General features: G+C 61.6%; 13 protein-coding genes and 1 other RNA gene. 6 read left to right on the forward strand and 8 right to left on the reverse strand.

The features are described 5' to 3' along the window. Positions 1 to 149 precede the first annotated feature (149 nt). Together fnrA and M5G17_RS13125 are read left to right on the forward strand one after the other, a co-directional pair. Positions 150 to 884 (forward strand): Crp/Fnr family transcriptional regulator FnrA, encoded by a 735-nt coding sequence (fnrA, locus tag M5G17_RS13120; RefSeq protein WP_130263849.1) that lies wholly within the window; start codon positions 150 to 152, stop codon positions 882 to 884. Between the two features lie 54 nt (positions 885 to 938). After that, the gene (locus M5G17_RS13125) at positions 939 to 1,487 is read left to right on the forward strand and encodes an adenine phosphoribosyltransferase (protein WP_273893339.1); all 549 of its coding nucleotides are present in this window, start codon (positions 939 to 941) and stop codon (positions 1,485 to 1,487) included. Positions 1,488 to 1,559: 72 nt separating this feature from the next. Here the strand turns inward: M5G17_RS13125 and recR are convergent, their stop codons facing one another. Continuing rightward, positions 1,560 to 2,162 carry a recombination mediator RecR gene (gene recR, locus M5G17_RS13130; protein WP_273893340.1) on the reverse strand — a complete coding sequence of 201 codons (603 nt, stop codon included), beginning with the start codon at positions 2,160 to 2,162 and terminating at the stop codon, positions 1,560 to 1,562. A gap of 364 nt (positions 2,163 to 2,526) precedes the next feature. On the opposite strand from recR, the gene M5G17_RS13135 reads away from it, so the two are divergent. The 4 genes from M5G17_RS13135 (at position 2,527) to M5G17_RS13150 (ending at position 7,548) form a co-directional block, all read left to right on the forward strand. Next, positions 2,527 to 3,066, forward strand: coding sequence for a fimbrial protein (locus tag M5G17_RS13135; RefSeq protein ID WP_273893341.1), 540 nt, complete (start codon positions 2,527 to 2,529; stop codon positions 3,064 to 3,066). A gap of 67 nt (positions 3,067 to 3,133) precedes the next feature. Further along, a complete protein-coding gene (locus tag M5G17_RS13140; RefSeq protein WP_273893342.1) occupies positions 3,134 to 3,874 on the forward strand; it encodes a fimbrial biogenesis chaperone in 741 nt (246 codons plus the stop codon). Between the two features lie 97 nt (positions 3,875 to 3,971). Continuing rightward, positions 3,972 to 6,554: a fimbria/pilus outer membrane usher protein gene (locus M5G17_RS13145; protein WP_273893343.1), complete on the forward strand. Its 2,583-nt coding sequence runs from the start codon at positions 3,972 to 3,974 to the stop codon at positions 6,552 to 6,554. Beyond that, entirely contained in the window at positions 6,514 to 7,548 is a 1,035-nt protein-coding gene (locus tag M5G17_RS13150; protein WP_273893344.1) for a fimbrial protein, read from the forward strand. The genes M5G17_RS13145 and M5G17_RS13150 overlap by 41 nt, the downstream gene beginning before the upstream one ends. 56 nt (positions 7,549 to 7,604) lie before the next feature. Here M5G17_RS13150 and M5G17_RS13155 read toward each other — a convergent pair whose 3' ends face one another. The 7 genes from M5G17_RS13155 to ligA form a co-directional block, all read right to left on the reverse strand. Next, entirely contained in the window at positions 7,605 to 7,931 is a 327-nt protein-coding gene (locus M5G17_RS13155) for a YbaB/EbfC family nucleoid-associated protein (RefSeq protein WP_273893345.1), read from the reverse strand. A 61-nt stretch (positions 7,932 to 7,992) separates the two neighbouring features. After that, complete coding sequence (gene dnaX / locus M5G17_RS13160; protein WP_273893346.1) at positions 7,993 to 10,005, reverse strand: DNA polymerase III subunit gamma/tau; 2,013 nt, start codon at positions 10,003 to 10,005, stop codon at positions 7,993 to 7,995. An 87-nt stretch (positions 10,006 to 10,092) separates the two neighbouring features. Then, positions 10,093 to 14,742, reverse strand: coding sequence for a dermonecrotic toxin domain-containing protein (locus M5G17_RS13165; protein WP_273893347.1), 4,650 nt, complete (start codon positions 14,740 to 14,742; stop codon positions 10,093 to 10,095). Positions 14,743 to 14,986: 244 nt separating this feature from the next. Further along, an RNA gene (ffs, locus tag M5G17_RS13170) (signal recognition particle sRNA small type) lies at positions 14,987 to 15,083 on the reverse strand. A gap of 96 nt (positions 15,084 to 15,179) precedes the next feature. Continuing rightward, positions 15,180 to 19,418 (reverse strand): NEL-type E3 ubiquitin ligase domain-containing protein, encoded by a 4,239-nt coding sequence (locus tag M5G17_RS13175; RefSeq protein ID WP_273893348.1) that lies wholly within the window; start codon positions 19,416 to 19,418, stop codon positions 15,180 to 15,182. 112 nt (positions 19,419 to 19,530) lie between these two features. Then, positions 19,531 to 20,679: a zinc-binding metallopeptidase family protein gene (locus M5G17_RS13180; protein ID WP_273893349.1), complete on the reverse strand. Its 1,149-nt coding sequence runs from the start codon at positions 20,677 to 20,679 to the stop codon at positions 19,531 to 19,533. A 60-nt stretch (positions 20,680 to 20,739) separates the two neighbouring features. Further along, entirely contained in the window at positions 20,740 to 23,094 is a 2,355-nt protein-coding gene (gene ligA, locus M5G17_RS13185) for an NAD-dependent DNA ligase LigA (protein ID WP_273893350.1), read from the reverse strand. Between the last annotated feature and the right edge of the window lie 39 nt (positions 23,095 to 23,133).

The raw sequence follows: 23,133 nt of genomic DNA on the forward strand, positions 1-23,133 counted from the left end.
ACGGCTCTACAGCGCACAGGCTGCGCACCTTCAAGCACATCGCGGTTTTTCTGGCGCCAGCGTACGCCACTAGCGTACAAGCTGGCCGAAACACCCTGCCCTGAGTTACCCTTACGGCTTATGTGTGCTTTCCCACAAGGATTGAAGAAATGTCCGAGCCAGTCAAACTGCGCCCCCACAACCAGGCCCATTGCAAGGATTGCAGCCTGGCGCCGCTGTGCCTGCCCTTGTCATTGAACTTGGAAGACATGGATGCACTGGATGAAATCGTCAAACGGGGGCGTCCGCTGAAAAAAGGCGAGTTCCTGTTCCGCCAGGGCGACAATTTCGGCTCGGTCTACGCGGTGCGTTCCGGCGCTCTGAAAACCTTCAGTCTCAGCGACAGTGGCGAGGAGCAGATCACCGGCTTCCACCTGCCCAGCGAACTGGTCGGCCTGTCGGGCATGGACACCGAAGCCTACCCGGTGTCGGCCCAGGCCCAGGAAACCACCTCAGTTTGCGAAATCCCCTTCGAACGCCTGGATGAGCTGTCGGTGCAACTGCCACAGCTGCGCCGCCAGCTGATGCGGGTCATGAGCCGCGAGATCCGAGACGACCAGCAGATGATGCTACTGCTGTCGAAAAAGACCGCGGACGAGCGCATCGCCACCTTCCTGGTCAACCTTTCGGCACGTTTCCGTGCTCGCGGTTACTCGGCCAACCAGTTCCGCCTGAGCATGTCGCGCAACGAGATCGGCAACTACCTGGGCCTGGCGGTCGAAACCGTGTCTCGGGTGTTCACCCGCTTCCAGCAAAACGGCCTGATCCAGGCCGAGGGCAAGGAGATCCACATCCTTGACCCGATCCAGCTGTGCGCCCTGGCCGGCGGCTCGCTGGACAGCTGAGCCTGCGCATAACAGGTATACTGGCGGGCATTGGTTTTTCAGGATACTCGCCTCATGCCCAGCGCCACTTTCGACCTCAAAGCCCTGATCCGCCCGGTACCGGACTTCCCCAAGCCGGGCGTTATCTTTCGCGACATCACCCCGCTGTTCCAGTCACCGCGGGGCCTGCGCCATGTCGCCAATGCCTTTATCGAACGCTATGTCGAAACCGACTTCAGCCATATCGCTGCCATGGATGCGCGCGGCTTTCTGATCGGCTCGATCATCGCCCACCAGCTGAACAAGCCACTGATCCTGTTTCGCAAGCAAGGCAAGCTACCGGCCGACGTGCTCGCCGAAGGCTACCAGACCGAGTACGGCGAAGCCTTCCTCGAAGTGCACGCCGACAGCCTCTGTGAAGGTGATTCGGTACTGATTTTCGACGACCTGATCGCCACCGGGGGTACCTTGCTGGCCGCTACCAACCTGGTACGGCGCATGGGTGCGCAGGTGTTCGAGGCGGCGGCAATCATCGACCTGCCGGAGTTGGGTGGTTCACAGCGGCTGAATGAGGCCGGTGTGCCGACCTTTTGCCTGACCGGGTTTTCGCTGAGCGAGTATTGAAAGCATCGCGGGGCAAGCCCGCTCCCACCGGACAGGTAGGAGCGGGCTTGCCCCGCGATTGAAGTTCGATGGTTACAGCGAGATTGGTTTGCGCCCGGCGAACGAGTGCGCCAGGGTGCCGCCATCGACCAGTTCCAGCTCACCACCCAGCGGCACACCATGAGCAATTCGCGAAGCGACCAGACCTTTGTCGGCCAGCAACTGGGCGATGTAATGGGCGGTCGCCTCACCTTCCACCGTCGGGTTGGTGGCCAGGATCACTTCGGTAAAGCTGCCCTGCTCCTGGATCCTCGCCATCAACTGCGGGATGCCAATGGCGTCCGGACCCAAGCCATCGAGCGGCGACAGGTGCCCCTTGAGCACAAAGTAGCGGCCACGATAGCCCGTCTGCTCCACGGCATAGACATCCATCGGCCCTTCCACCACGCACAGCAGGGTATCGTCCCGACGCGGGTCCGAACATTGCGGGCAGAGTGCCTGCTCGGTCAGGGTCCGGCACTGGCGGCAATGCCCAACACCTTCCATGGCCTGACTCAAGGCCTGAGCCAGCCTGGTACCGCCACTGCGGTCGCGCTCAAGTAGCTGCAAGGCCATGCGTTGGGCGGTTTTCTGGCCAACGCCGGGCAGAATGCGCAGTGCGTCGATCAACTGGCGGATAAGTGGGCTGAAGCTCATGGAAAAAGGCCTGGATGCAAATAAAGGCGGTTTATACCCCCCCCATGGGCCAGCGTCAAACCCATGCCCATGCTGCCTTTACATTCTGCACTTCCCAGCAAAAACACGCCTGGATATAAGCTACCGCTCAAGCACCGGCATTAGCATCAACACGGTATTACAACAACCGTTAATACGCTCCTTTATTCCTACAAACACTGACAATTCAAGCCACAGTTTCTCACCGAGGCGCTCCTACATTAAAACCGTGCGCCCAGCCCCATAATCACCGCACTTTCAACCTCTACAACTTTTACGGGTTGTTTACTTGAAAGCCAAACCGGATTACTCAAACACCCATTAAACATCGCTATACGGTACCCACATGATCACATCCAAACTTGGCGCAGTACTTGCCCTGTCACTGCTTGCAGGCATTACAACTACCGCCCAGGCTTCAGACGGCCGCATCGAGTTCACCGGCAACGTGTTTGCTCAGACGTGCACGATTAACGGCGGTTCTGGCGCCAACAACTTTACCGTCCCCATGCGCCCGGCGCGCACCGATGACCTGGGCTCCGCGGGCAACACCTACCTGGGGAGTGCATTTCAGATCAGGCTGACCGGGTGCAACCCACCTGCCGGGCGTATCGACATCGAGTTCCTCACCGGCAGCAGCGTCGACCCTGCCAGCGGCCGCTTGAAAGCCGATGCCGGTGGTGCCGCCAACGTCCAGGTACAGCTGCGCAACGCCAACAATGGTGCAATCCATATCGGCCGGCCACAGGGTGAGCAGAACACCATCCCTGTCCAGTTGGCCAACGGCGCAGCCACCTTCAACTACTCGGCCCACTACTACGCCACCGGCACAGCCAGCGCCGGGCCAATCGCTACCCGGGTGGAATACCTGATCCGCTACATCTAAGCCATGCGGGCAGCAGCCCCGGCAGCTGCCCCACTCCTCTCGACGGCCCTCACGCGACTGATTGCACATGACCTCAATCACCAAACTGTTACTCCTGGCAGTGACCTGGCTGAGCTGCATCGCCACCGTTCAAGCCAGTGTTGTCATCTCCAACACCCGCATCATCTTTCCAGCCGAACAAGGTGAAGCCACCATTGGCCTGGAAAACAAGGCAAAGAATCCGACCCTGGTTCAAGCCTGGCTCGACGACGGGGACAGCAAGGCAACCCCGGAGACCATCCAGGTACCGTTCATCGTCACGCCTGCCATAGCCCGTATCGAGGGCGGCAAGGGACAGACCGTCCGCCTGCTGCACAATGGCACGAAAATGGCGCAAGATCGCGAGACCCTGTACTGGTTCAACCTACTCGAAGTTCCTCCCAAGGCAGAGGGCGAGAATTACTTGCAATTTGCCTTTCGCTCCCGCATCAAAGTGCTCTATCGTCCAGCCAAATTACCAGGTCATGTTAACGAATCAGCCAACGCCATCAATTGGACGTTAGTTAGAAGCAACGACAAATGGACATTGAAAGCAGACAACCCCACTGCTTACTTCGTCAATATCGGTCATATTGAAATTGATTCCAACGGCCATAAGCTGGCATTTGGAAGTGGTCATATCGCGCCCTTTGCCAGTGAAACTTTCAGTGCATCGGAACAACTGAAAACACCGCCAACCAGCCCCATCAAGGTGAACTTCACCAGCATCAATGATCACGGTGCCGGCGAAGACAATGCTGCTACTGCGGTTTATTCAAAACCCCTTTGAACCCTATGCGCCCGGCGGTTGAACTCCCCGCGACCACCGCGCGGGCACGCTACTGACTGCGGCGCGCTTTTATTACTGTTTAATATTACAGACCCCCATGACTCGCACTTGCCCACTTTTTGACTTCCCGGGCGGGTTGACCCGTGGGCGAACCACTATATTCCTGGGTTCGCTCAGCTTCGTCAGCCTGCCGCCGTTAGCCATGGCCGAGACACCGGAACCATTGGCAATACAATTTGAATCGGCGTTTCTCAGCAACGGCACCGCCTTGGCGGTTGACCTGTCGCGCTTCGAGAAGCGCAACATCGTTGCCGCTGGCGCGCACAACGTTGAAGTGTTCATCAACCAGCAATGGCAAGGCCGCCTGGATGTTGCTTTCGAAAGCCAAGGGGCAGGCCAGGATGCTTTCGCCTGTTTTGACCAAGCCTTGCTGCACAGGCTGGGCATTGCCACCGACCGACTTGCCAGCGAACACGTTGTGCAATTAGCGAGCGGCCATTGCCTGCACATCGAGGCCATACTGGCCGATGCCTTCAGTGAGTTCGACTTCAGCCGCCAGCAGCTCTCCCTGAGCATTCCACAAATCTGGCTCAAACGCGCCAGCCTCGACTATGTCGACCCTGGCCAATGGGACAGCGGCGTCTCCGCAGGCTTCATTGGCTACAACCTGAACGTCTACAACCTCAAACCCCGCAACCAACAGGAGAAACTACAAACCCAGGGATACTTGGGCCTGAACAGCGGGGTCAACCTCGGCAACTGGCGCCTGCGCCATGATGGTGCCCTGAGCTGGAGCAACCAGGGCCTACAACACTACCAGAGCCATTCCAGCTATGCGCAGCGGGACATCACCCCCTGGTCATCACAACTGACCCTGGGAGAGACCTACACGCCGGGCGATCTTTTCAATTCGGTCAGCTTCATAGGGGCGCGCCTGGCCAGTGATGACCGTATGCTACCCCACTCGCAAAGCGGTTTTGCTCCGGTGGTCCGAGGCGTTGCCAACAGCAATGCGCGGGTAGTGGTGCGCCAGCGCGGGGTCATTTTGCACGAGTCCACCGTCGCACCTGGCGCATTCGAGATCGACGACCTGCAAGCCACAGGTTACGGCGGTGACCTCGGCGTCGAGATTACCGAAGCCGATGGTCAGGTGCGCAGCTTCTCGGTTCCCTATACCGCTGTGCCGCTGTCATTGCGCCCTGGGCAGCAACGCTACAGTACAACCTTCGGCACCCTGCAGAACCCACTTCTGGTGAGCGAGCCGGTATTCGTTGAAGGCAACTGGCAGTATGGCCTGAACAATCTGCTCAGTTCCTACAGCGGTCTTACTTTCGCCTCCGGTTACGGCGCGCTCCTGCTGGGAGGAGCACTGAACACCAGCCTGGGTGCCTTCGGCCTGGATGTCACCCAGGCTCGTACCCATCTACCAGGACTGGGCAGCCAACAGGGCCAAAGCCTGCGCGTGAGCTATGCCAAGACCCTGAACGCTACCGATACGCAAGTCGCCCTGGCCACTCACCGCTATTCCACCCAAGGTTACTTCAATCTCGAAGACGCCTTTCTCAACCGCCAATACTGGCGCGGCACGAGCCACAGCCTGGACTTTCTCCATCAACGCAGCCGCAGTGCGCTGACCCTCGGCCAGCCCCTGGCTGAGCGCTATGGCCAAGTGCACCTGACAACCTCGGCAACGCGTTACTGGAACTACTCCGGCACCGACGTCAACTACTCACTGGGCTACAGCAACCACTTCAAACGTCTGACTTATGGGCTGTCAGCCGCGAGGGAGCGCAGCGCCTCCGGTCGGCGCGACAATGTTCTCAACCTGACCTTCTCCCTGCCACTGGGGCCCGATCGGTCCAAAACCCTCAACACCAGTGCCTCACGCAGCCAGCAGGGCCACAGCCAGATGCAGACCACCTTGAGCGGCATTGCCGACACAGAGAATCGACTGAGCTACGGCGTGACCGCCAGCCACGACCGCCATCATGGCGAAGGCAACAGCAACCTGAGCGGCAACTTGCTTTACCGCAGCCCGGTCGCGGAATTAAGCGGCTCCCTCAGCCACGGCAAAAACCTCGCACAGAGCTCATTCGGTGCCCGTGGCGCCGTTGTCGCCCATGAGGGCGGTATCACGCTGTCCCAGCCTCTGGGCGAAACATTTGGCCTGGCCAGAGCTGAGCATGCCACTGGCGCCCGACTTAGCTCGTTCACGGCAGCCACTGTCGACCGCCACGGCTACGCGGTAATACCAAGCCTGACACCGTATCGAAGCAACAGGGTCGAGCTCGATCCCAAGGGACTGTCGACCGATATAGAACTACAGGGCACGGTACAACAGACCGTACCACGGGCAGGCGCTATCCCCCTGCTGGAGTTTCAGACCGTCTCAGGGCGTTCCGCCGTGATCCACCTGCTCAAACCAGATGGCCGGGCAATTGCTTTTGGTAGTGTCGTGAAGGATGAAGACGGGATTGAACTAGGCATCGTCGGCCAGGGTAGCCAAGCGTTCGTACGCGGGCTGAAGGAGCGCGGCACTCTCGGGGTAAGCTGGGGAAACAGCCCGCAACAGAGCTGTACTGCTACCTACAGCCTGACGCAGCACTCACCCTCAGGCCTGCGCACTGCCGCAGCCACCTGTGAATCTTCCCAAGGCAGGGAGCCTGACGCCAATGAATAAGTGCACGACTGCTGAACGACTTCTCCGGGTAGCACTGGCCCTTCCGGTCATCACCACCCTGCAACAGGCCCATGCCGATGACAGTAAAACAACCTGTCGCTATACCGGCAGTTCCCGCCCCCAGCTGGTGAGCATCAACCTGCCTACGCAACTGAGCGTTCCGGCAAACGCCGCAATTGGCAGCGTGCTCTTCGAGCGCAGGCAAAGCGGTGCTCTCATGACGCTGAACTGTGCGTCACGCGTGCCCTACTCCCTGGGTTTCTCCAACCCGATCAACCGGCACAATGGTTACATCTATCAGACAACGGCACCCGGCATCGGTATTCGCGTGCTGATCGAGGGTGGGGACTACGAATACATGAGCTGGCCCAGATTCAATGGCACCACTCCCAGAGGCGGCAACAGCTCCTACACGCCAAGCTTTACCCTCAGCCTGATCAAGACCGGCACAGTCTCAGGCGGCAGTATCCGTTTACCCTCCCAATTGGCACATGGAACTCTGGCCAACCTGATACCGGAAACCCTGATACTTCCCAATACCCAAGTACAGATCGTCACGCCCAATCCAACCTGTAGCGTGGCCCCAGACTCGCAGAACCCTCGAGTAGCACTGGGCAGCCACGCTCAACAGTTTTTCAATCAGGTCAACAAAACCACCGCCCCTGTTCCCTTCAATATTCGCCTGAACTGCTCAGGTGGAGGATCGGGTGGGCGACTTTCCGTCAACTACACCCTCAGGGACATCCATGCGGCGAACAACAATTCCAGCATCCTCAGCCTGGCGCCAGGCTCTCAGTCAAGCGGCATCGGCATTCAGGTACTGAAGGCCGATAACAATGTGATTTTCCTCGGTCAACAGCAGCACGCCGGGACAGTCGCTGTCGGCACGTCCAGCTTCAACATCCCCTTGCGCGCCCGGTTCATCCAGACCGGCTCGCAGGTTCGGCCCGGTAACGCCCAGGGCCAGGCCAGCTTCACCATGACCTACAACTGAAAACACGGGCAAAAAAATGCCAGGCACAAGCCTGGCATTTTCACTGAAGCAGCGCTTCAGAACGGCATTTTGAAGCCCGGCGGCAGCTGCATGCCGGCGGTCATGCCGCCCATTTTTTCCTGGCTATTGGCTTCGACCTTGCGCACCGCGTCGTTGACAGCGGCGGCGATCAGGTCTTCAAGCACTTCCTTGTCTTCCTGCATCATGCTGTCGTCCAGGCTGATGCGCTTGACGTCGTGACGACCGGTCATTACCACGCTGACCAGGCCGGCACCGGATTGGCCGGTCACTTCGGCGTTGGCCAGTTCTTCCTGCATCTTGGCCATTTTTTCCTGCATTTGCTGGGCCTGCTTCATCAGGCCGGCCATGCCACCTTTCATCATGGGGATCACCTCAAGTATTACGTTACGGGGTGCAGCGCGGGCCTGGCCCGGGCCACTGGTGTTATTCGGTCATTGGAACCTGGACATCGACAGGTTCGATTGTATCGTGGCGGACCATGGCGCCGAACTGCTGGATCATCTGCTGGATCAACGGATCATCCTGGATCGAGGCTTCGGCCTGGCCCTGACGCTCGGCACGCTTGCGCGCCGCAGCCTGGGCTGGGGTCTCCTGCTCCGGACGAATCAGCTCGATGCTCAGTTTGAGCGTACGGCCCAGGTGCTGGTTCAATGCATCGTTCAGGCGCCGCTGTTGGGTGGCATTGAACAGGGCGCTGTGGGCCGGATCCAGGTGCAGCAGCCAATCATCGCCCTCGGCGCTGATCAGCGTGCAGTTGGCGGCGATACTGCCGGTCATCCCGGAAATCGGCAACTGCGGGAACAATTCCAGCCATTTCAGCGCAAGGCCCGTGGCCGGTTGCGCAGCAGGCAACGGCTCGGCCGGCGGCGCATCGACCTCATGGGCATGTTCAATGGCCAGCTCATCCAGATAACTGTAGCTGGCCGGGTCCATTTCCGGCTCGTAATAGTCTTCATCCAGCGGTGGTTCGTCGTCGCGGTCCATGCCGGCCGGGCTGTAGCCGATGCCATCGTCGGGCGCAGGCAGGTCCGGTGGCGCAACCTTCTGAATTGGCGCGGGCGTTGCGGCGAGTTCGGGCGGCGGTTCGACGGCATCCATCGCCGGCTCGACCTCTGCCTCGTCGGCGGCGGGATCGTTCCAGGGCAGATCGACCACCGGCTCGGGCGCCTGGGCCTCTGCGGGCTCGGGCTCAGGCTCTGCAACGGGCTCTGGCTCGGCAACCACTGGCGCTGGCACCGCAACCGCCACGACCGGCGCGGCCTCGGAGGCTGCTGCCACTGCGCTTGCAGAATCAGCTGTGGCCTGGCTGATCCCCACCGGCTTTAGCAGTGGTTTGGGCGCATCGTCGGTATCGGCGGGCCGGAACGCCAGCATGCGCAGCAGGACCATTTCAAAGCCGCCACGCGGATCCGGTGCCAAGGGCAGGTCACGTCGACCGATCAGGCCCATCTGGTAGTAGAACTGCACATCTTCGGCCGGCAATGCCTGGGCCAGGGCAAGGACCCGGTCACGATCGCCCTGGCCGTTGTCGACGGCCTCCGGCAACGCCTGGGCAATGGCCACGCGGTGCAGCACGTTGAGCATCTCAGCCAGCACCCCGCTCCAGTCCGGCCCCTGCTCGGCAAGATGCCGAACGGCTTCGAGCAAGGCCCGTGCATCCCCCTCCAGCAGTGCCTGGAGCACACCGTAGACCTGGCCATGATCGAGCGTGCCGAGCATCGCCCGCACATCGGCAGCCAGCACCTTGCCTTCACCGAATGCAATGGCCTGGTCGGTCAGGCTCATGGCGTCGCGCATGGAACCGTCGGCCGCACGGCCCAGCAGCCACAGGGCGTCGTCCTCGAACGGAACGTTTTCAGCGCCGAGCACATGACTCAAGTGCTCGACCACCCGCTCAGGGGTCATGTTTTTCAGGGAGAACTGCAGGCAACGCGAGAGGATGGTCGCTGGCAACTTCTGCGGATCAGTGGTGGCAAGGATGAACTTGACGTAGGGCGGCGGCTCTTCCAGGGTTTTGAGCAAGGCGTTGAACGAGTGGCTGGAGAGCATGTGCACTTCGTCGATCAGGTAGACCTTGAAGCGTCCACGGCTCGGTGCATATTGCACATTGTCGAGCAACTCGCGGGTGTCTTCGACCTTGGTGCGGCTGGCGGCGTCGATCTCGATCAGGTCGACGAAGCGCCCCTCGTCAATCTCCCGGCATACCGAGCAGGTACCGCACGGGGTCGAGGTGATGCCGGTTTCGCAGTTGAGGCACTTGGCGATGATCCGCGCAATGGTGGTCTTGCCCACCCCGCGGGTACCGGTAAACAGGTAGGCGTGGTGCAGGCGCTGGTTGTCCAGCGCGTTGATCAAGGCCTTGAGCACATGGGCCTGGCCGACCATTTCGCGGAACGAGCGCGGACGCCATTTACGTGCAAGAACCTGATAACTCATCGAAAACCGTCGCGCCTGGCAAGCTGGAAAGGGCTAATGCTAGCGGAGCGGGGGCAAAATTGCACCCCGCCCTTGCCAGCCGCCCTCTCAGGCCGACCCGCGCGACGGTAGGCCAGGCAAGCCCAGGGCTTCACGGGTCAGGCGCCTGAGCAGTTGCCATTCGGCATCCGCCTGGCGCTGCTGCTGCACAAGCTCCAACTCCGCGCGTTGCGGCGCAGGCAAACCGGCCCAATTCGCACGCTCGAGGCTAAGCCTGGCCTGGAATCTGGCTTCCAGATCATTGAGGTTATGCTGGCGGGTTTGCAGGATGTACATGATCCAGTAGTCCTGTTGCGCCAGGAACTCAACGAACTGCTCATCGGTGGCCGCCCGCACATGTTCGATGGCGCGGGTCAACTGCGCGCTGTCCAGCACCAGGCCCTCGAGGCGGTCGACCAGACGCGTGCCCGGCAGGTCGAGGCGATCATGCAACTGATGTCGATAGGCCAGGGTGACATCTTCACCCGCCTGGCGTAGCGCGGCACTGGCCTGCACCTGCTGGCGAACGAATGCATCCAGGCGCCGCTGCCTGAACCAGGCTCGGGAAAAGGTCAGCAATGCGGTTGGCGCGCCACTTTGAATACCCTCATGCAGGGCGCGCAACGCCAGCACGCGGTTTTCCAGGCTCACGAAACTGCGCAGCGGGCTTTGCCCTGACAACACCGGCTCAGCCGCTATGATCATCAACTCGCGACCCAGGCCATGATCGACCGCCGCTTGCAGCAGTGCCCTGACCCGGGCACGCAGCGCCTCGGTGTAATCCAGCGCCTGGTCCGTGGTGGACAACTGGTCGAGCAAGCGGAACAGCGCCTGGCTGCCAGGCTCCTGCTCGAGCAAGTGCCAATGCTCCCGAGCCCGGGGATGCAAAGCCACCGGGGCGATCCAGAACTGCTCGCTCAGAGAGCCCTGACGCCCTGAACCTGCCGGCACCGACTCCATGGCCTGCAAACGCAAAAACTCCCGGAAAGTGCCCGCGGCCAAGGGATTGTTGTCGAGACTGATACTGCGCAGGAACGCGCCAGGCTCCTCCAAATAGGTCGCTGGCAGCGTAGTGATTTGATTGTCGCGCAGATCGATGCTGCGCAGTTGTGGCAAGTCGCGCATACCCGCCGGTACTTCGCGCAACGCCGTATAGCGCAACTGCACGCGGTGCAATTGCACCAGCAGACTGAAGTCCGGCGCTTGCGCCAGGGACGTCCCGGTCAGGTCCAGGGTTTCGAGCATGCTCATGCGCTGCAATTGCATCACCCCGGTTACATTCAAGCCGCCACCATTGTTGCGCAGGCGCAGGTTGCGCAACGCCACTAGCTGTTCAAGCCCCGGCGCCAGCTCAGTAAAGTGGTTGTTGGACAGGTCGAGCATACGCAAACGTGGCAACTTCTGGATAAAACCATCGATGCTCGTGGCCAGGTTCATATCCGACAAATCGAGTTCGACGACATGACTGAGGTCCACCCCCGCCAGGCTGGGCAATTCACCAACATGCAAGCCTGACAGCGACAACGAATAACCCAGGTGCTGACCGAAGGCCGTATTGATCGAGCGCCCCCGGCGTCGCCAGACATCCTCCAGACGTTCGGCGAATGCCTGTCGATAGGCACCCTGGCGCACGGTACCGGGCTGCGCCTGCCAGCGCGCCAACGACTCACGCAAGCGCAGCAACTGGCTTCTTCGCGTTGCCAGCAAGGTATGCAGCGCCCGAGGACGTGTCGCGTAAGGCTGGATAAAGGCACTGATATCCCGCTCGGTGAAGTCTGGGTACAGCTCCAGAATCAGCTCGCTGACATCACCACTACCTCCCAGCGGTATGCCGTTGCCACTCAGTGCATAACCCAATCGTCCATCGTCGAATCGTTGCAATGGTGTCCACCATTTGCGCTCACCGATGGCCAGTACATTACGACTGGTCTGGCGCTGAGCAGCGGCCTGCAGCCCCAACTGCCGACGCAGATTTTCCACCCCTTGCGGCGCGGTCATGCCACCCAGTTCCAGGGCAAGGTCCAAGAGGCTTTTGGGCCGGGCAGCCGGAGTACCCGCAGAGACGAACAGATCGCCACGCCGCAACAGCTGGGTGGCACCATCAGCCGTGCCGTCGAGCGTCAGCTTCAATGCCCATGGCCAGCGCGGGTCCAGCGCAAGAAAGTGCAGCAACAAGCGATGGTTATCCTCATTGGCCAGGCGCGGCCAGAAGAAGCCTTCCAATGCCCGGCCCAGGCGCTGATCACGCAACCCGGTGCGCGCCAGCTCGCCCAGGCGCAGCGGCAGACGCCGGTCACTGTTCAGGCGCTTGAACTCGGGTGCATCCAGCGATGCCTCCAGTGCCGCCGCCCGCGGCGCCGACAGCCCGGGAAAGAAGCTGCGCAGCACGCCGGGAGCAGTGCTGGCCTCACCTTCCAGGCAACGGTCGAAGAACAGCTGCCAGTGACTGCCCAACCAGTCGCTCATGCTGAAACCCAATTGCTGCGCTGTCCGTCCGGCAGCATCGACAGTGGGCATCAGCAGCGTTCGCTCACGCTCATCCAGCACCGCCAACAGGCTCGCCAGCAGGCCGTCACGCTCGACATTAGCCTTGAGCAACTGCACGCGCTGCGACGTTTGCTCGGCCAAGTGTTCGACCAGCTCGAACGTGCGCGCCGCACGCCCCTCATGCATCGCTTGCATCAAGCCCCTGACCAGTTCGACATCCACGGCCTCGGCCGTAGTCGCAAGGTCGGCGTTGAAGTGCTGCAGGCGGCGATACCAGCGCAAGCGTGCACAGGCATCAAGCAGGTCGCCATCGAAGGGGCGACGCCGTTCGAACAGTTGCCGTAAATGTGCATCATCGCGTCCGGCAATGGCCATGAGCGCTTCGATCTCCTGATCACTCAAGCCCTCGGCCACCGGCCCTGCGCGACGAAACAAGGTGGCCCCGCCAGGCCACTGCCGCGGGCGTTCGCAGGCCGCCCACCAGCCACCCTGGCCGTTGTCCAGCATCGGCGGCGCCCAGGCCTTGTCGCGCGAGGGATGACGCAGGCGCAAACCGCCGGTTTGTTCATCCTTGTACAGGTTGTAGTAACGACCCTGTACATTGATGAACTGCTCGCCTTCCAGCCGGTAGATGCCACGACTGTCCGCCGCGCCCAGCTCTTGCGCATGCAGGTTGCAAGCATAGGGCTGCAGGTCAGGCTGGCAGAGATAGGCGCGGTCACCGACCTGGACCTGCAACAAGCGTTGGAACAATGCCGAACGCCGAACCAGCGCCGCAGCCGAACTGACCACCAGCGCACCTGCCGCCAGCCCGGCCAGCTCCGCCGCCACCTGGGACAAGCAGTGAGCGGCCTCGTAGTGGTCGCCTTCGGCCCAGTCTTCGACGCCGGTAAACACCTGGCTCATCAACTGGGCCACTGTCACCCCGAACAGCACCTCGCCCAAGCCAGGCATAAACAAGGCGCCGACACTGAGGATATCCAGGCCGATTTCCACTGCCTGCTCCAGGGCAGCCCGACGTTGCGCCCTGTCCTGCTCTGCGGTCGGGACTGCACAGAAACGCCCATCGTCCTGCAACTGTGCCAGACGCTGGGCAAAGACGTCATTGAAGTAGTCCTGCGTACGCAAGCTCGAATCCAGTGACAGGTCAGGTGCAAACCGCAGCTGCATGCCATCGTCTTCAATGATGAACCGCGCGCCTTGCAGGTGCCGCAACAACCCAGGCTGGTCGCGTTTACGTGCGAAGTTGAGGAAGAACCGCCGGTACTCATGATCCGCCAGCTTGTGCAGCAGATCTTTGGCAAACGCTTGCCAGCTGTCGTACTCCTTCAAGGGCGACTGCGGGTCATTGGGGATATGCACCAGCAACCGGGTCCAGGGCGACTGCGCGGCGGCCAGCGGCCCGAGCGGGGTGAAGGCGAACTCAAACACGCCGATCCCCGGCAGCTTGATACCCTCCAGCGCCAGGCAGCGTAACCGCAAGGGCAACGCCTGGAAGGTGATGCCTGGCTTGCCAGCACACACCTCCATCATGCAGGTATGCATGGCATCGCTGATGCGTTTGTTCATCAACGCCAGATGCGCATCGACTTGCAAACCGTAACGGTCGCAATCGGTGAACAACTTGCGTGTGACCGACGCCACCTCTGCCTCGCCCCCAGGCTTGAACAGCGCATCGATATGCTTCTGATACTGCCCGCCCAAATCCAACTGCCGGCAGAACAACACGAACTCCGCCGCGCTCACGGCCTCGAGCGGCCAGCCTTGGCGCAACAAGCGTGCCTTTTGCGACAACTCGCTGTCCTGGGCGCCATCCGCCTCGCTGAAATTATGCAAGGCGGCCTGCAACAGGCTTTGCGAGCTGAAGGTTCGCTTGAATACCGGCTGGCGCACGGCAAAGCTGAAGCTCTTGAGACTCAGGTGGGACTGCGACCAGACATCCGCCTGCGCATCCAGCCTGGCACCGAAATGCGCCGCCAGCGCCTTGTTGAAACGGGGCTCGACGAACACCTGCAGGGGCTCAAGCCGCTCAAGAAACGCCCGGCGCCGGGCATGGCTTTGCAAGCTATTGAAGAGGCTGTCGGACAGCTGTTTCAACAATGCCGTGTCCGCGCCGTGCAAGGCGACCCGCAGTCGCTCACGAATGAATGCCAGGTTGTGATTGGCAGCGGAGAAATCCGTCGTGGTGTCGTCCGCTGTAGCGGCATCCTGAACGGTGGGGGACTCTGTCATGGGGCTACTCCTGAACGAGAAAGGCTCAGGAGCTTAGGATGACGACGGGCACTGACTGCGCTACAAGAGTACTACCGCTTCAGGTCACACCGCCCTGAAGCGCGAGCAGGCCCACAATCCGTGGATTTGGACAAAGCGGCATGCACAGGGAAGCCATACAGGTATCGTTTACCTGAACGCTTGCGTACTTCAAGAATTTTTTGACAATGCCTTGAGGACTCAAGGACTTGGAGATGGGTGGCAACCCCACCAGCCACACCCCGGCACTCGATGTTCCCGCTGTGGCTGCTTCCTTCCGGATCTGACCAGGTTGACGGGTAATCAATGCGGGGGGACCGATGGGGCCACCATAACGCAGCTCATCTGGTGATGAGCCGCGCCATTGTACCGGCATCAAGCCAAGTTACAACCACTAATTCACAAAAAATCATCACGACTCAATGACTTGGCAAAGTGTCGAGACTGCTGCGCTCATCCGCAGTCAGCTCCCGAACCAGGTCGGTGATGGCCTGTTCCCGCGCCCGGCTGATCTTCGTTACCTCGTTGTAGTACTGGACGTCTTCCTGCTCTGCCACCTCAAGTTGTCGATGGAACGGTTGCTCCAGGCTTGAGAAACGTGCGTCATACTTGCAGCGCAGGAACCGGCGCCAGAAGTCACGCGAGACGATGAAGTCCGACAGACGTTCGGTCTTCTCATCCGCCAGCACCTGCACACGAGCCTGGTTGATCAGTTCGGTGGTCACCCCTGCCCAGTCGGCGTACAGCATCGAGCGTGGCTGCCCCGGCAGTTCCAGGGCCCGCGCCAGTGCCAGGCGATACGCCAGGCGCACCTCAACCTGATCCCGTGCCCGGTCCGGCAGTAGCGGCCTGCCTGCCAGTTCCTGATCGGCAAAGGCATCGAGACGCTCAAGACGGAACAAACCCTGCGCCAGCTTGAGCAGTGGCACACCGTCGCGGTTATCGAGGGCATCGACACTCGCCTTCTGCACCAGCACCCTGACCTCCAGGGCACTGAAATGCAGGATCACACTGTCACCGCAGGTCACATCGCTGGCTGCCAGGTCGAACAGTTCACTACGCAGCTCGGCACTGGCCCAAGCCTCATCGAACACGTCCCAGACCCGCCGCTGCAGGTCGCTTGAAGTCAACCTGAAGTCAGCCGTTGCACCCAGCCGGGCAAGCAAATCAAAGAAGCCCAGGGCACCGTTTTCTTGCTCCAGCAATGCCCACTGCTGCTCGCGCTGGACCCGGACATCGGCCGGTAACGGATCCAGCCAGTATCGGGCAGCCCGGCGCAGGGCTTGCTCGCGAATCGTCAAGCCGCCCAGATTGGCGCCGGTGCGCAGACTGAAGTTTGCCAGCAGCAGCCGACTGTCGGCATTGAGCGGGTTATCTGCCAGCAGCACCCGGTGAGCAAAACCGGCTTGAATGCCAAAAACCTCCGCCGGCAGTTGGGCAATCCGGTTGTTACGCAGATCGGCCACCTCTAGCACAGCACGGGTGGCCAGCCCAGAGGGACAACGGTCCAGCTGACAGTTCTGCAAGTGCAGCTGACGCAACAGCGGCATGGGTTCCAGCGACGGCGCCACCGCCAGTGGATTGTCGGCAAGCTTGAGTACCTCCAGCCCCGTCAGGGTCGCCAGTTCCTCAAGCTGCCCCTCGGCAAGGCTCAGGCGGTTATGCGACAGGTTCAGGTACTTCAATTGCGTCCGTGCGCCGAGCCCCGCCGGCAGTACCTGCAGCTCGTTGTGATCGAGGGACAGGTGCTGAAGGTCGGGAAACTGCTCAAGGAAGTCCTCGGGCACTTCAGATAAGGCGACGTCGGTCAAGACCAGCTCAACCACCGACTCGAACGGGCAGTCCTCCAGCAGCGGCAACGCGCCAATACGTGAGCCCCGCAAGTCCAGCTTGAAGCCGTAAGGCCTGCCCTGGTTGTCGTAGGCGCGTTCTGTCTGGCGGCCCCAGGCCCGACGCATGCGCCAGGCCGCACCCTTGCGTGCGCTTTGCAGCGCCTCCTCTGCTGCCATTTCCCATCTGCGCAACCTGTCGTCCAATTGTTTGAACTCAAGCTTGCGTCTGGCCAGGTAATCCCCCAGGGTCACTCCCCTTGTGTGCAGTTGCGCTATCAATGTATTGATTTCTCCATCCTGCATGCTCGGATAGAGCGCCCGCACCTGACCGGAACGCGAAGGATGAATCGCGGCCAGGCGCCCTCGCCCGCTCAGTGGATAGCCGAAGCCACCTGTCACCAGGCGTTGCGGCGCGCGCCACCAGAGCGCGCTCGCCTGGATACCCAGCACGCGGGCACATTGCCCGCGCTGTGCGACTGCCTTGGCAGCCAGCGCCTGGGCCAATCCAGTAGGGCTACCAAGACTGCCCTGCAACGCGGCAGGGATCTGCCGATAAAGCCGTACAAACAGATCATCACCCCGACCAATCCCCTGCACCAGGGACGCTGGCGTAACGCTCAGCGCTGCATCGCCTGGCCAGCCTTCCAGTTGCTCAACGAAGTGAATCGCCAGACGCGCCGTATCAGCCTCCGCCATCGGCGCTTGATAGAAGCCGAGCAAGGCCCGGCTCAGGCGCAACTCGCGCAACATCCGCAGCGCTCTTTCAGCAAGGGTCGCCGGTAACTTCCCAAAGCGCGTGACAGTCTGGCGCTCGACATCGCTGGCCGAATCAGCCAACTGCCGGGCAGCCCGTGCCGATAGCCCCGGAAAGTCACGACGCAGCAAAGCGGCCGCCGGACCAGGACTGTCGACCTCCAAAGGCCTCGCGCCAGCCATTCGCTCCAGTGCATCAACCAGCACCGCAGACACCGACTCATGCTCCAGCGACAGTTGACGAAGCGCCATGAGGTCATAGCCGGACGCCGCCAATGCCTGGCGGACCAGGTCGTCAGACAGCGCCTGGGGGGTTACCCCCAAGCGCCGGGCAATCTGCACCGAATCCGACCATTGCCAGGGTGATTCGCCGCTGCTCAGCCAACCACCATCGCCGTTGTGCGCAAGAGCCGGAGCAAAACCCTGGGACGGATCGACGGGCTGTAGATGCCAGCCGTCAGCCGTGTTACTCACCGCGTAGTGATGCCCTTGCAGGTGTAGAAAATGACGTTCCTGATCCTTGAACAGGCCAGGATGCTCCTGGGCATTGCCAAGGCCGCTCAAGGGTGGTTGGCGATAGGCTTCCAGCCCCGGGTGCCACAACCGGCTCTGGCCATCTTCCAGGCGAACCGCATGCAAGGCCTGGGTGAACCCCGAGACGCGCAACAGTCCTTGCAGGGCCAGGCCGACCCCGGCCATTGCCGCGACACCGGCCACTTGTTCCAACGCACGTTCCAAGTGTTGCAGGGCCTCATCTCGATGACCGACATGCCAGGCGTGAAAGCCGTCGTAAACCTCATGAGCCAGTTCGACCGCAGCAAACGCCAGCATGACCTCACCCAACCCCGGAATCAGCAAACCTGCAACGCCCAGCACATTCAGCCCCGCATCCTCATACCACTCCAGGCGGCGCTGTCGAACTTCTGCATCGATCTGGGCTGTCGATACCGCCAGCTTTCCCGCATCTTCATACAGTGCCGTCAACTGTTCCTGCACACGGTCGTTGATCAGGTTGCCATTGAAGGCCAGTTCGAAGTAAGCGATGTCCAGCTCCGGCGTCGAGGATGCAGTGTGCAGGTACGACTGTAACTGGGCCTGTAGCTTGGTACGCCCATGAATGGCCGCAAAACGCAGCAGAAACTGCCGATAGCCAGGCTCGGCCAAACGCGTGCGCCAAACCTCGAGCAACTCGGCGCTGCTGGCATATTCGCTCACCACCCCATGCCGATCACCAGGAATCCACAGGATGACACTGTCGGCCTGTTCAAGATCGGTACAACCCTTTGGCCCCTGAGCGATCACCAACACCTCGCGCAGCCGCACACCCATCAGACTCACAGCGAACACACGGACCTGGAGGTTTTTCACCCGCAAGTCACCCGCGTTGGCAGTGAGGTTCTGCATCAGTTGAAACCCCCACTGGGTCAGATCACCTTTGAGATAGGCCAGATAGGCCGCCACTCGCAGATCAGACCTGCGCTGCTTCTGAAGCATCTCGTGCACAGCCTTGGCCGCTGCTCCCTTGGCCTGCCCGGGCTTGTCGACCGGTTCGAACTGTTGCCTGAGGTGCGCCTGAAAACGTGCACCCAGATCCAGCGTGCGACAACGCCGGGCAAAGTCCTCGGGGCGCGCGCTTACCCGGGCGTTGTTGATTGACAGGTAACTTTCCGCGCTGAAGGCGCCGGGCTGCTCTTCGTCCATCTCAAAGTTGTCCAGCGCGGCCTCCAGCAGGCTTCGCTGGGTCTCCTTGCGCTCGAGCGTGACCTCGAATGGCCGCAGCGGCACTAACACGGGCGTGAAGACCACCAGGCAGATCTGATCGCGCAGCGGGTCGAATGTGCCCCCATAAACCGGAGCAAACGCCTTGATCATCTCGGTACGGGCGAACTCAGGCAACTGCGTCAGAGGGCTCAACAGTTGCTCGACTTGCACACGATGCAAGCGGCTCTGGCGCATGGCGTAGGCCAGCTCCGCCAGCAGCCTGGAATCAGCATCGCGAAGCCAGGAAGGCAAGGTATCTTGCAACGCCTGGTGAAAGTCCAGTGCGTTTTGAGGATCGGGGGAATCGGGCATGCTGCTTTCTCCGTTACACAGTAGAAAGCACTACGCTAAGACCCAGGCGAAAATGCCTGGGGCCAAATAGATACCTCCCCAGCCCCGTCCTGTCAGGCTCTACCCATGACGGTCACACCTCAAGAGGTTGGCAGGCTGTGACCCGCAGATGGATGAAATGCAGCTTGGCCACCACTGCCGACGGCAGCACGAACGGATAGAAATCCACCTGGCCCATGCTGCGCGACAGTTCGTTGAGCATCGCCGACAACTCTACCCAGGCATTGACGAAGGCCAGAAAACCCTTGGCCCCTGGGTCATCCGGGCGGTACAGGTCCTGTTGCCCGAATGGCGGGTAGTCGAGCTCCAGGCCACGGGCATCCATGCCAAGGGCCAGGGCAGTGTCGACGGCATCGGTCATGTGCAGGTAATGGGCCCAGGTTTCGGCCCAGTCTTCCCAGGGATGCATGGTGGCATAGGCACTGACATGAGCCGCCGCCCAATCGTTTGGCGCGCCCTGCTGGTAATGGCGCTCCAGCGCCTCGGCGTAACTTGCACGCTCATCGCCAAACAAGTCGCGAAAACCATCGAGCCAGTAGCTGTCGGCAATCAGCCGGTCCCAATAGTAATGCCCCACTTCGTGACGCAGATGGCCCAGCAGGGTCCGGTAGGGTTCGTGCAACTGCACCCTGATCTGCTCGCGCCAGTCATCGTCGGCCTCGCGCACATCCAGGGTAATCAGTCCATTGGCATGGCCGGTAACCGGGGCCTTGCCCTCAAGGTCGACGCCAATGAAGTCGAACGCCAGGCCCGCCCCGCCCTCTTCGCCCTTGGGTTCTACCGGCAAGCCCAGGTGCAGCAGTTGCGCGGTCAAGCGCCGCTTGGCGGTTTCCAGCTTGCGCCAGCGCAGGTGGTTCTCGGCAAGGGCAAGGTCCGGGATGGTACGGTTCAGACGGCAGGCCAGGCACAAACTGCAGGGGTCATCAGCAGCCAACAGCCAGTTGCAGGCCGCCGCAGTGTCGAGGTTGGCGCAGCGGCGCAACGGCCCGGCAGCAGCCTCGCCCTCGAGCAGCCAGAGCCCCTCTGCCGGCCCCGGCAACAAGCTTGCCACCCGGTTGCCAGGCGGCCAGTAGCCCAATGCCGACTGGCAGGCCAGGCACTGACTGTTGCGAAAGAACACCGACTGGCCGCACTGGCACTGCCAAACCCGATCCGGGCGTTGCGGCTGGCTGGCAAAGGGCGCCGCGATCCTGGCGCCCAGCTGTTCGAAAAAGCGGTACATGGCGATCCCTCCTGGCTGCCTGCCAAGACTAGCCCATGGCCAGGACCGCGCGCGGCGCCTTTACACCGCGATACCGTGCCCGGCCAGAAAGCCGACGAAAGCCTCTTCATCGAGCACTTTCAGGCCCAGCTCGCTGGCCTTGGCCAGCTTGGAACCGGCACCGGGGCCGGCGACCACGCAGTGGGTCTTGGCCGACACCGAGCCTGCGACCTTGGCACCGAGGCTTTCCAGCTTGTCCTTGGCCACATCGCGGCTCATGCGCTCCAGAGAGCCGGTCAGCACCCAGGTCTGACCCGCCAGGGGCAAGCCTTCGGCGATCTTCTTCTCGCTCGACCAGTGCATTCCGAAGTCACGCAGTTGCGCTTCGATCGCCAGGGCCAGGGCGGCGTTTTCAGGCACCTGGAAGAAAGCGCGCACTGCTTCGGCTGGCTTGGCCGCCAGGGCCTGACGCAGGTCGATGCCGTCGGCGGCAATGATCTTCTCCAGGCTGTCGAGCTTGGCCACCAGCTTTTGCGCTCCGGTTGGCCCAACCGAGGGGATATCGAGCTTGGCAATCAGCCCGGCCAGATTCGTGCTGGCCGCGAACTCGGCGCTCAGCTCGCCCTCGTCCTGCAACTGCAGGCCGCGCTCAAGCAACTGGGCAATCACCGTGCGGTTGTGTTCGTCTTCGAAAAAGCTGTGGATCTCGTGGGCCACTTCCAGGCCGACGTCCGGCAGGTAGGTCAGTACCTGCGGCAAGGCCGCCATGACCCGCTGCAGCGAGCCCAGCGAGCGGGCCAGTACCTTGGCGGTTTCCTCGCCGACATCAGGAATGCCGAGGGCATAGATGAAGCGCGCCAGGCCCGGTTTTTTACTGGCCTCGATAGCGGCCAGCAGATTCTTGCTCGACAACTCGGCAAAACCCTCGAGGTCGACGATCTGCTCGAAGGTCAGCTGGTATAGGTCGGCTGGCGAACGGATCAGGCCTTCATCGACCAACTGCTCGACACTCTTCTCGCCCAGGCCGTCGATATCCATGGCGCGACGCGACACATAGTGGATGATCGCTTGCTTGAGCTGTGCAGCGCAGGCCAGTCGGCCGACACAGCGGTACACCGCGCCTTCGCTGACGGTCTCTTTGCCTTTGCTGCGCTTGACCAGTTGGGTCCGCTCGACCTGCGAGCCGCACACCGGGCACTGCGTCGGGATGTGCACCGGGCGGGCATCCTCCGGGCGACGCTCGCTGACCACCTGCATGACCTGCGGAATCACATCACCGGCACGGCGGATGATCACGGTATCGCCGATCATCAGGCCCAGGCGCGCCACTTCATCCATGTTGTGCAAGGTAGCGTTGGACACCGTCACCCCCGCCACCTTGACTGGCTTGAGCCGGGCCACGGGCGTCACCGCGCCGGTGCGGCCGACCTGGAACTCGACATCCAACACTTGGGTCAGCTCTTCCATGGCCGGAAACTTGTGGGCAATCGCCCAGCGTGGCTCACGGGCACGGAAGCCCAGCTCGCGCTGAGAGGCCAGGCTGTTGACCTTGAACACTACGCCATCGATCTCGTAAGGCAGGTCATTGCGCCGCGCACCGATGTCGCGGTAGTACGCCAGGCACTCGGCGACGCCGGCAGCATGACGCAGCTCGCGGCTGATCGGCATGCCCCAGGCCTTGAGCTGCTCCAGGGTGTCGATATGGGTGTCGGCAATCGGCGCCGAGACCTGGCCCACGCCGTAGCAGCAGAACTCCAGCGGGCGGCTGGCGGTGATCTTCGAGTCCAGCTGGCGCAGGCTGCCGGCGGCAGCGTTGCGCGGGTTGGCGAAGGTCTTGCCGCCGGCTTCGATCTGCGCCTGGTTCAGGCGCTCGAAACCGGCCTTGGACATGTACACCTCGCCACGCACTTCAAGCACCGCAGGCCAGCCTTCACCTTGCAGCTTCAGCGGAATGTTGCGCACGGTGCGCACGTTGACGCTGATGTCTTCGCCAGTGGAGCCATCGCCACGGGTGGCACCCTGCACCAGTTTCCCGTCACGGTACAGCAGACTGACCGCCAGGCCGTCGAGCTTGGGTTCGCAGCTGTAATCGACTGCGGCGCCATCACCGAGCAGGTCAGCGGCAGGCAGGTCCAGCCCCTCGACCACACGGCGGTCGAACTCGTGCAGGTCGTTCTCTTCAAAGGCGTTACCGAGGCTGAGCATCGGTACTTCATGACGCACCTGGCTGAACGCCGACAACGCCGAGCCACCGACGCGCTGGGTCGGCGAGTCAGCAGTCACCAGGTCTGGGTGTTCGGCTTCCAGGGCCTTGAGTTCGTTGAACAGGCGATCGTATTCGGCGTCAGGCACGCTCGGCTCATCGAGCACGTAGTAGCGATAGTTGTGCTGGTCGATCTCAGCGCGCAGTTCAAGGATTCGGGATTCGGCGGTCATGGTGTGCAGTCTCTTGCAAAGCAAAAGAGCAGCCTGGGC

This window comes from Pseudomonas rubra (assembly GCF_028656935.1).
GTDB lineage: Bacteria > Pseudomonadota > Gammaproteobacteria > Pseudomonadales > Pseudomonadaceae > Aquipseudomonas > Aquipseudomonas rubra.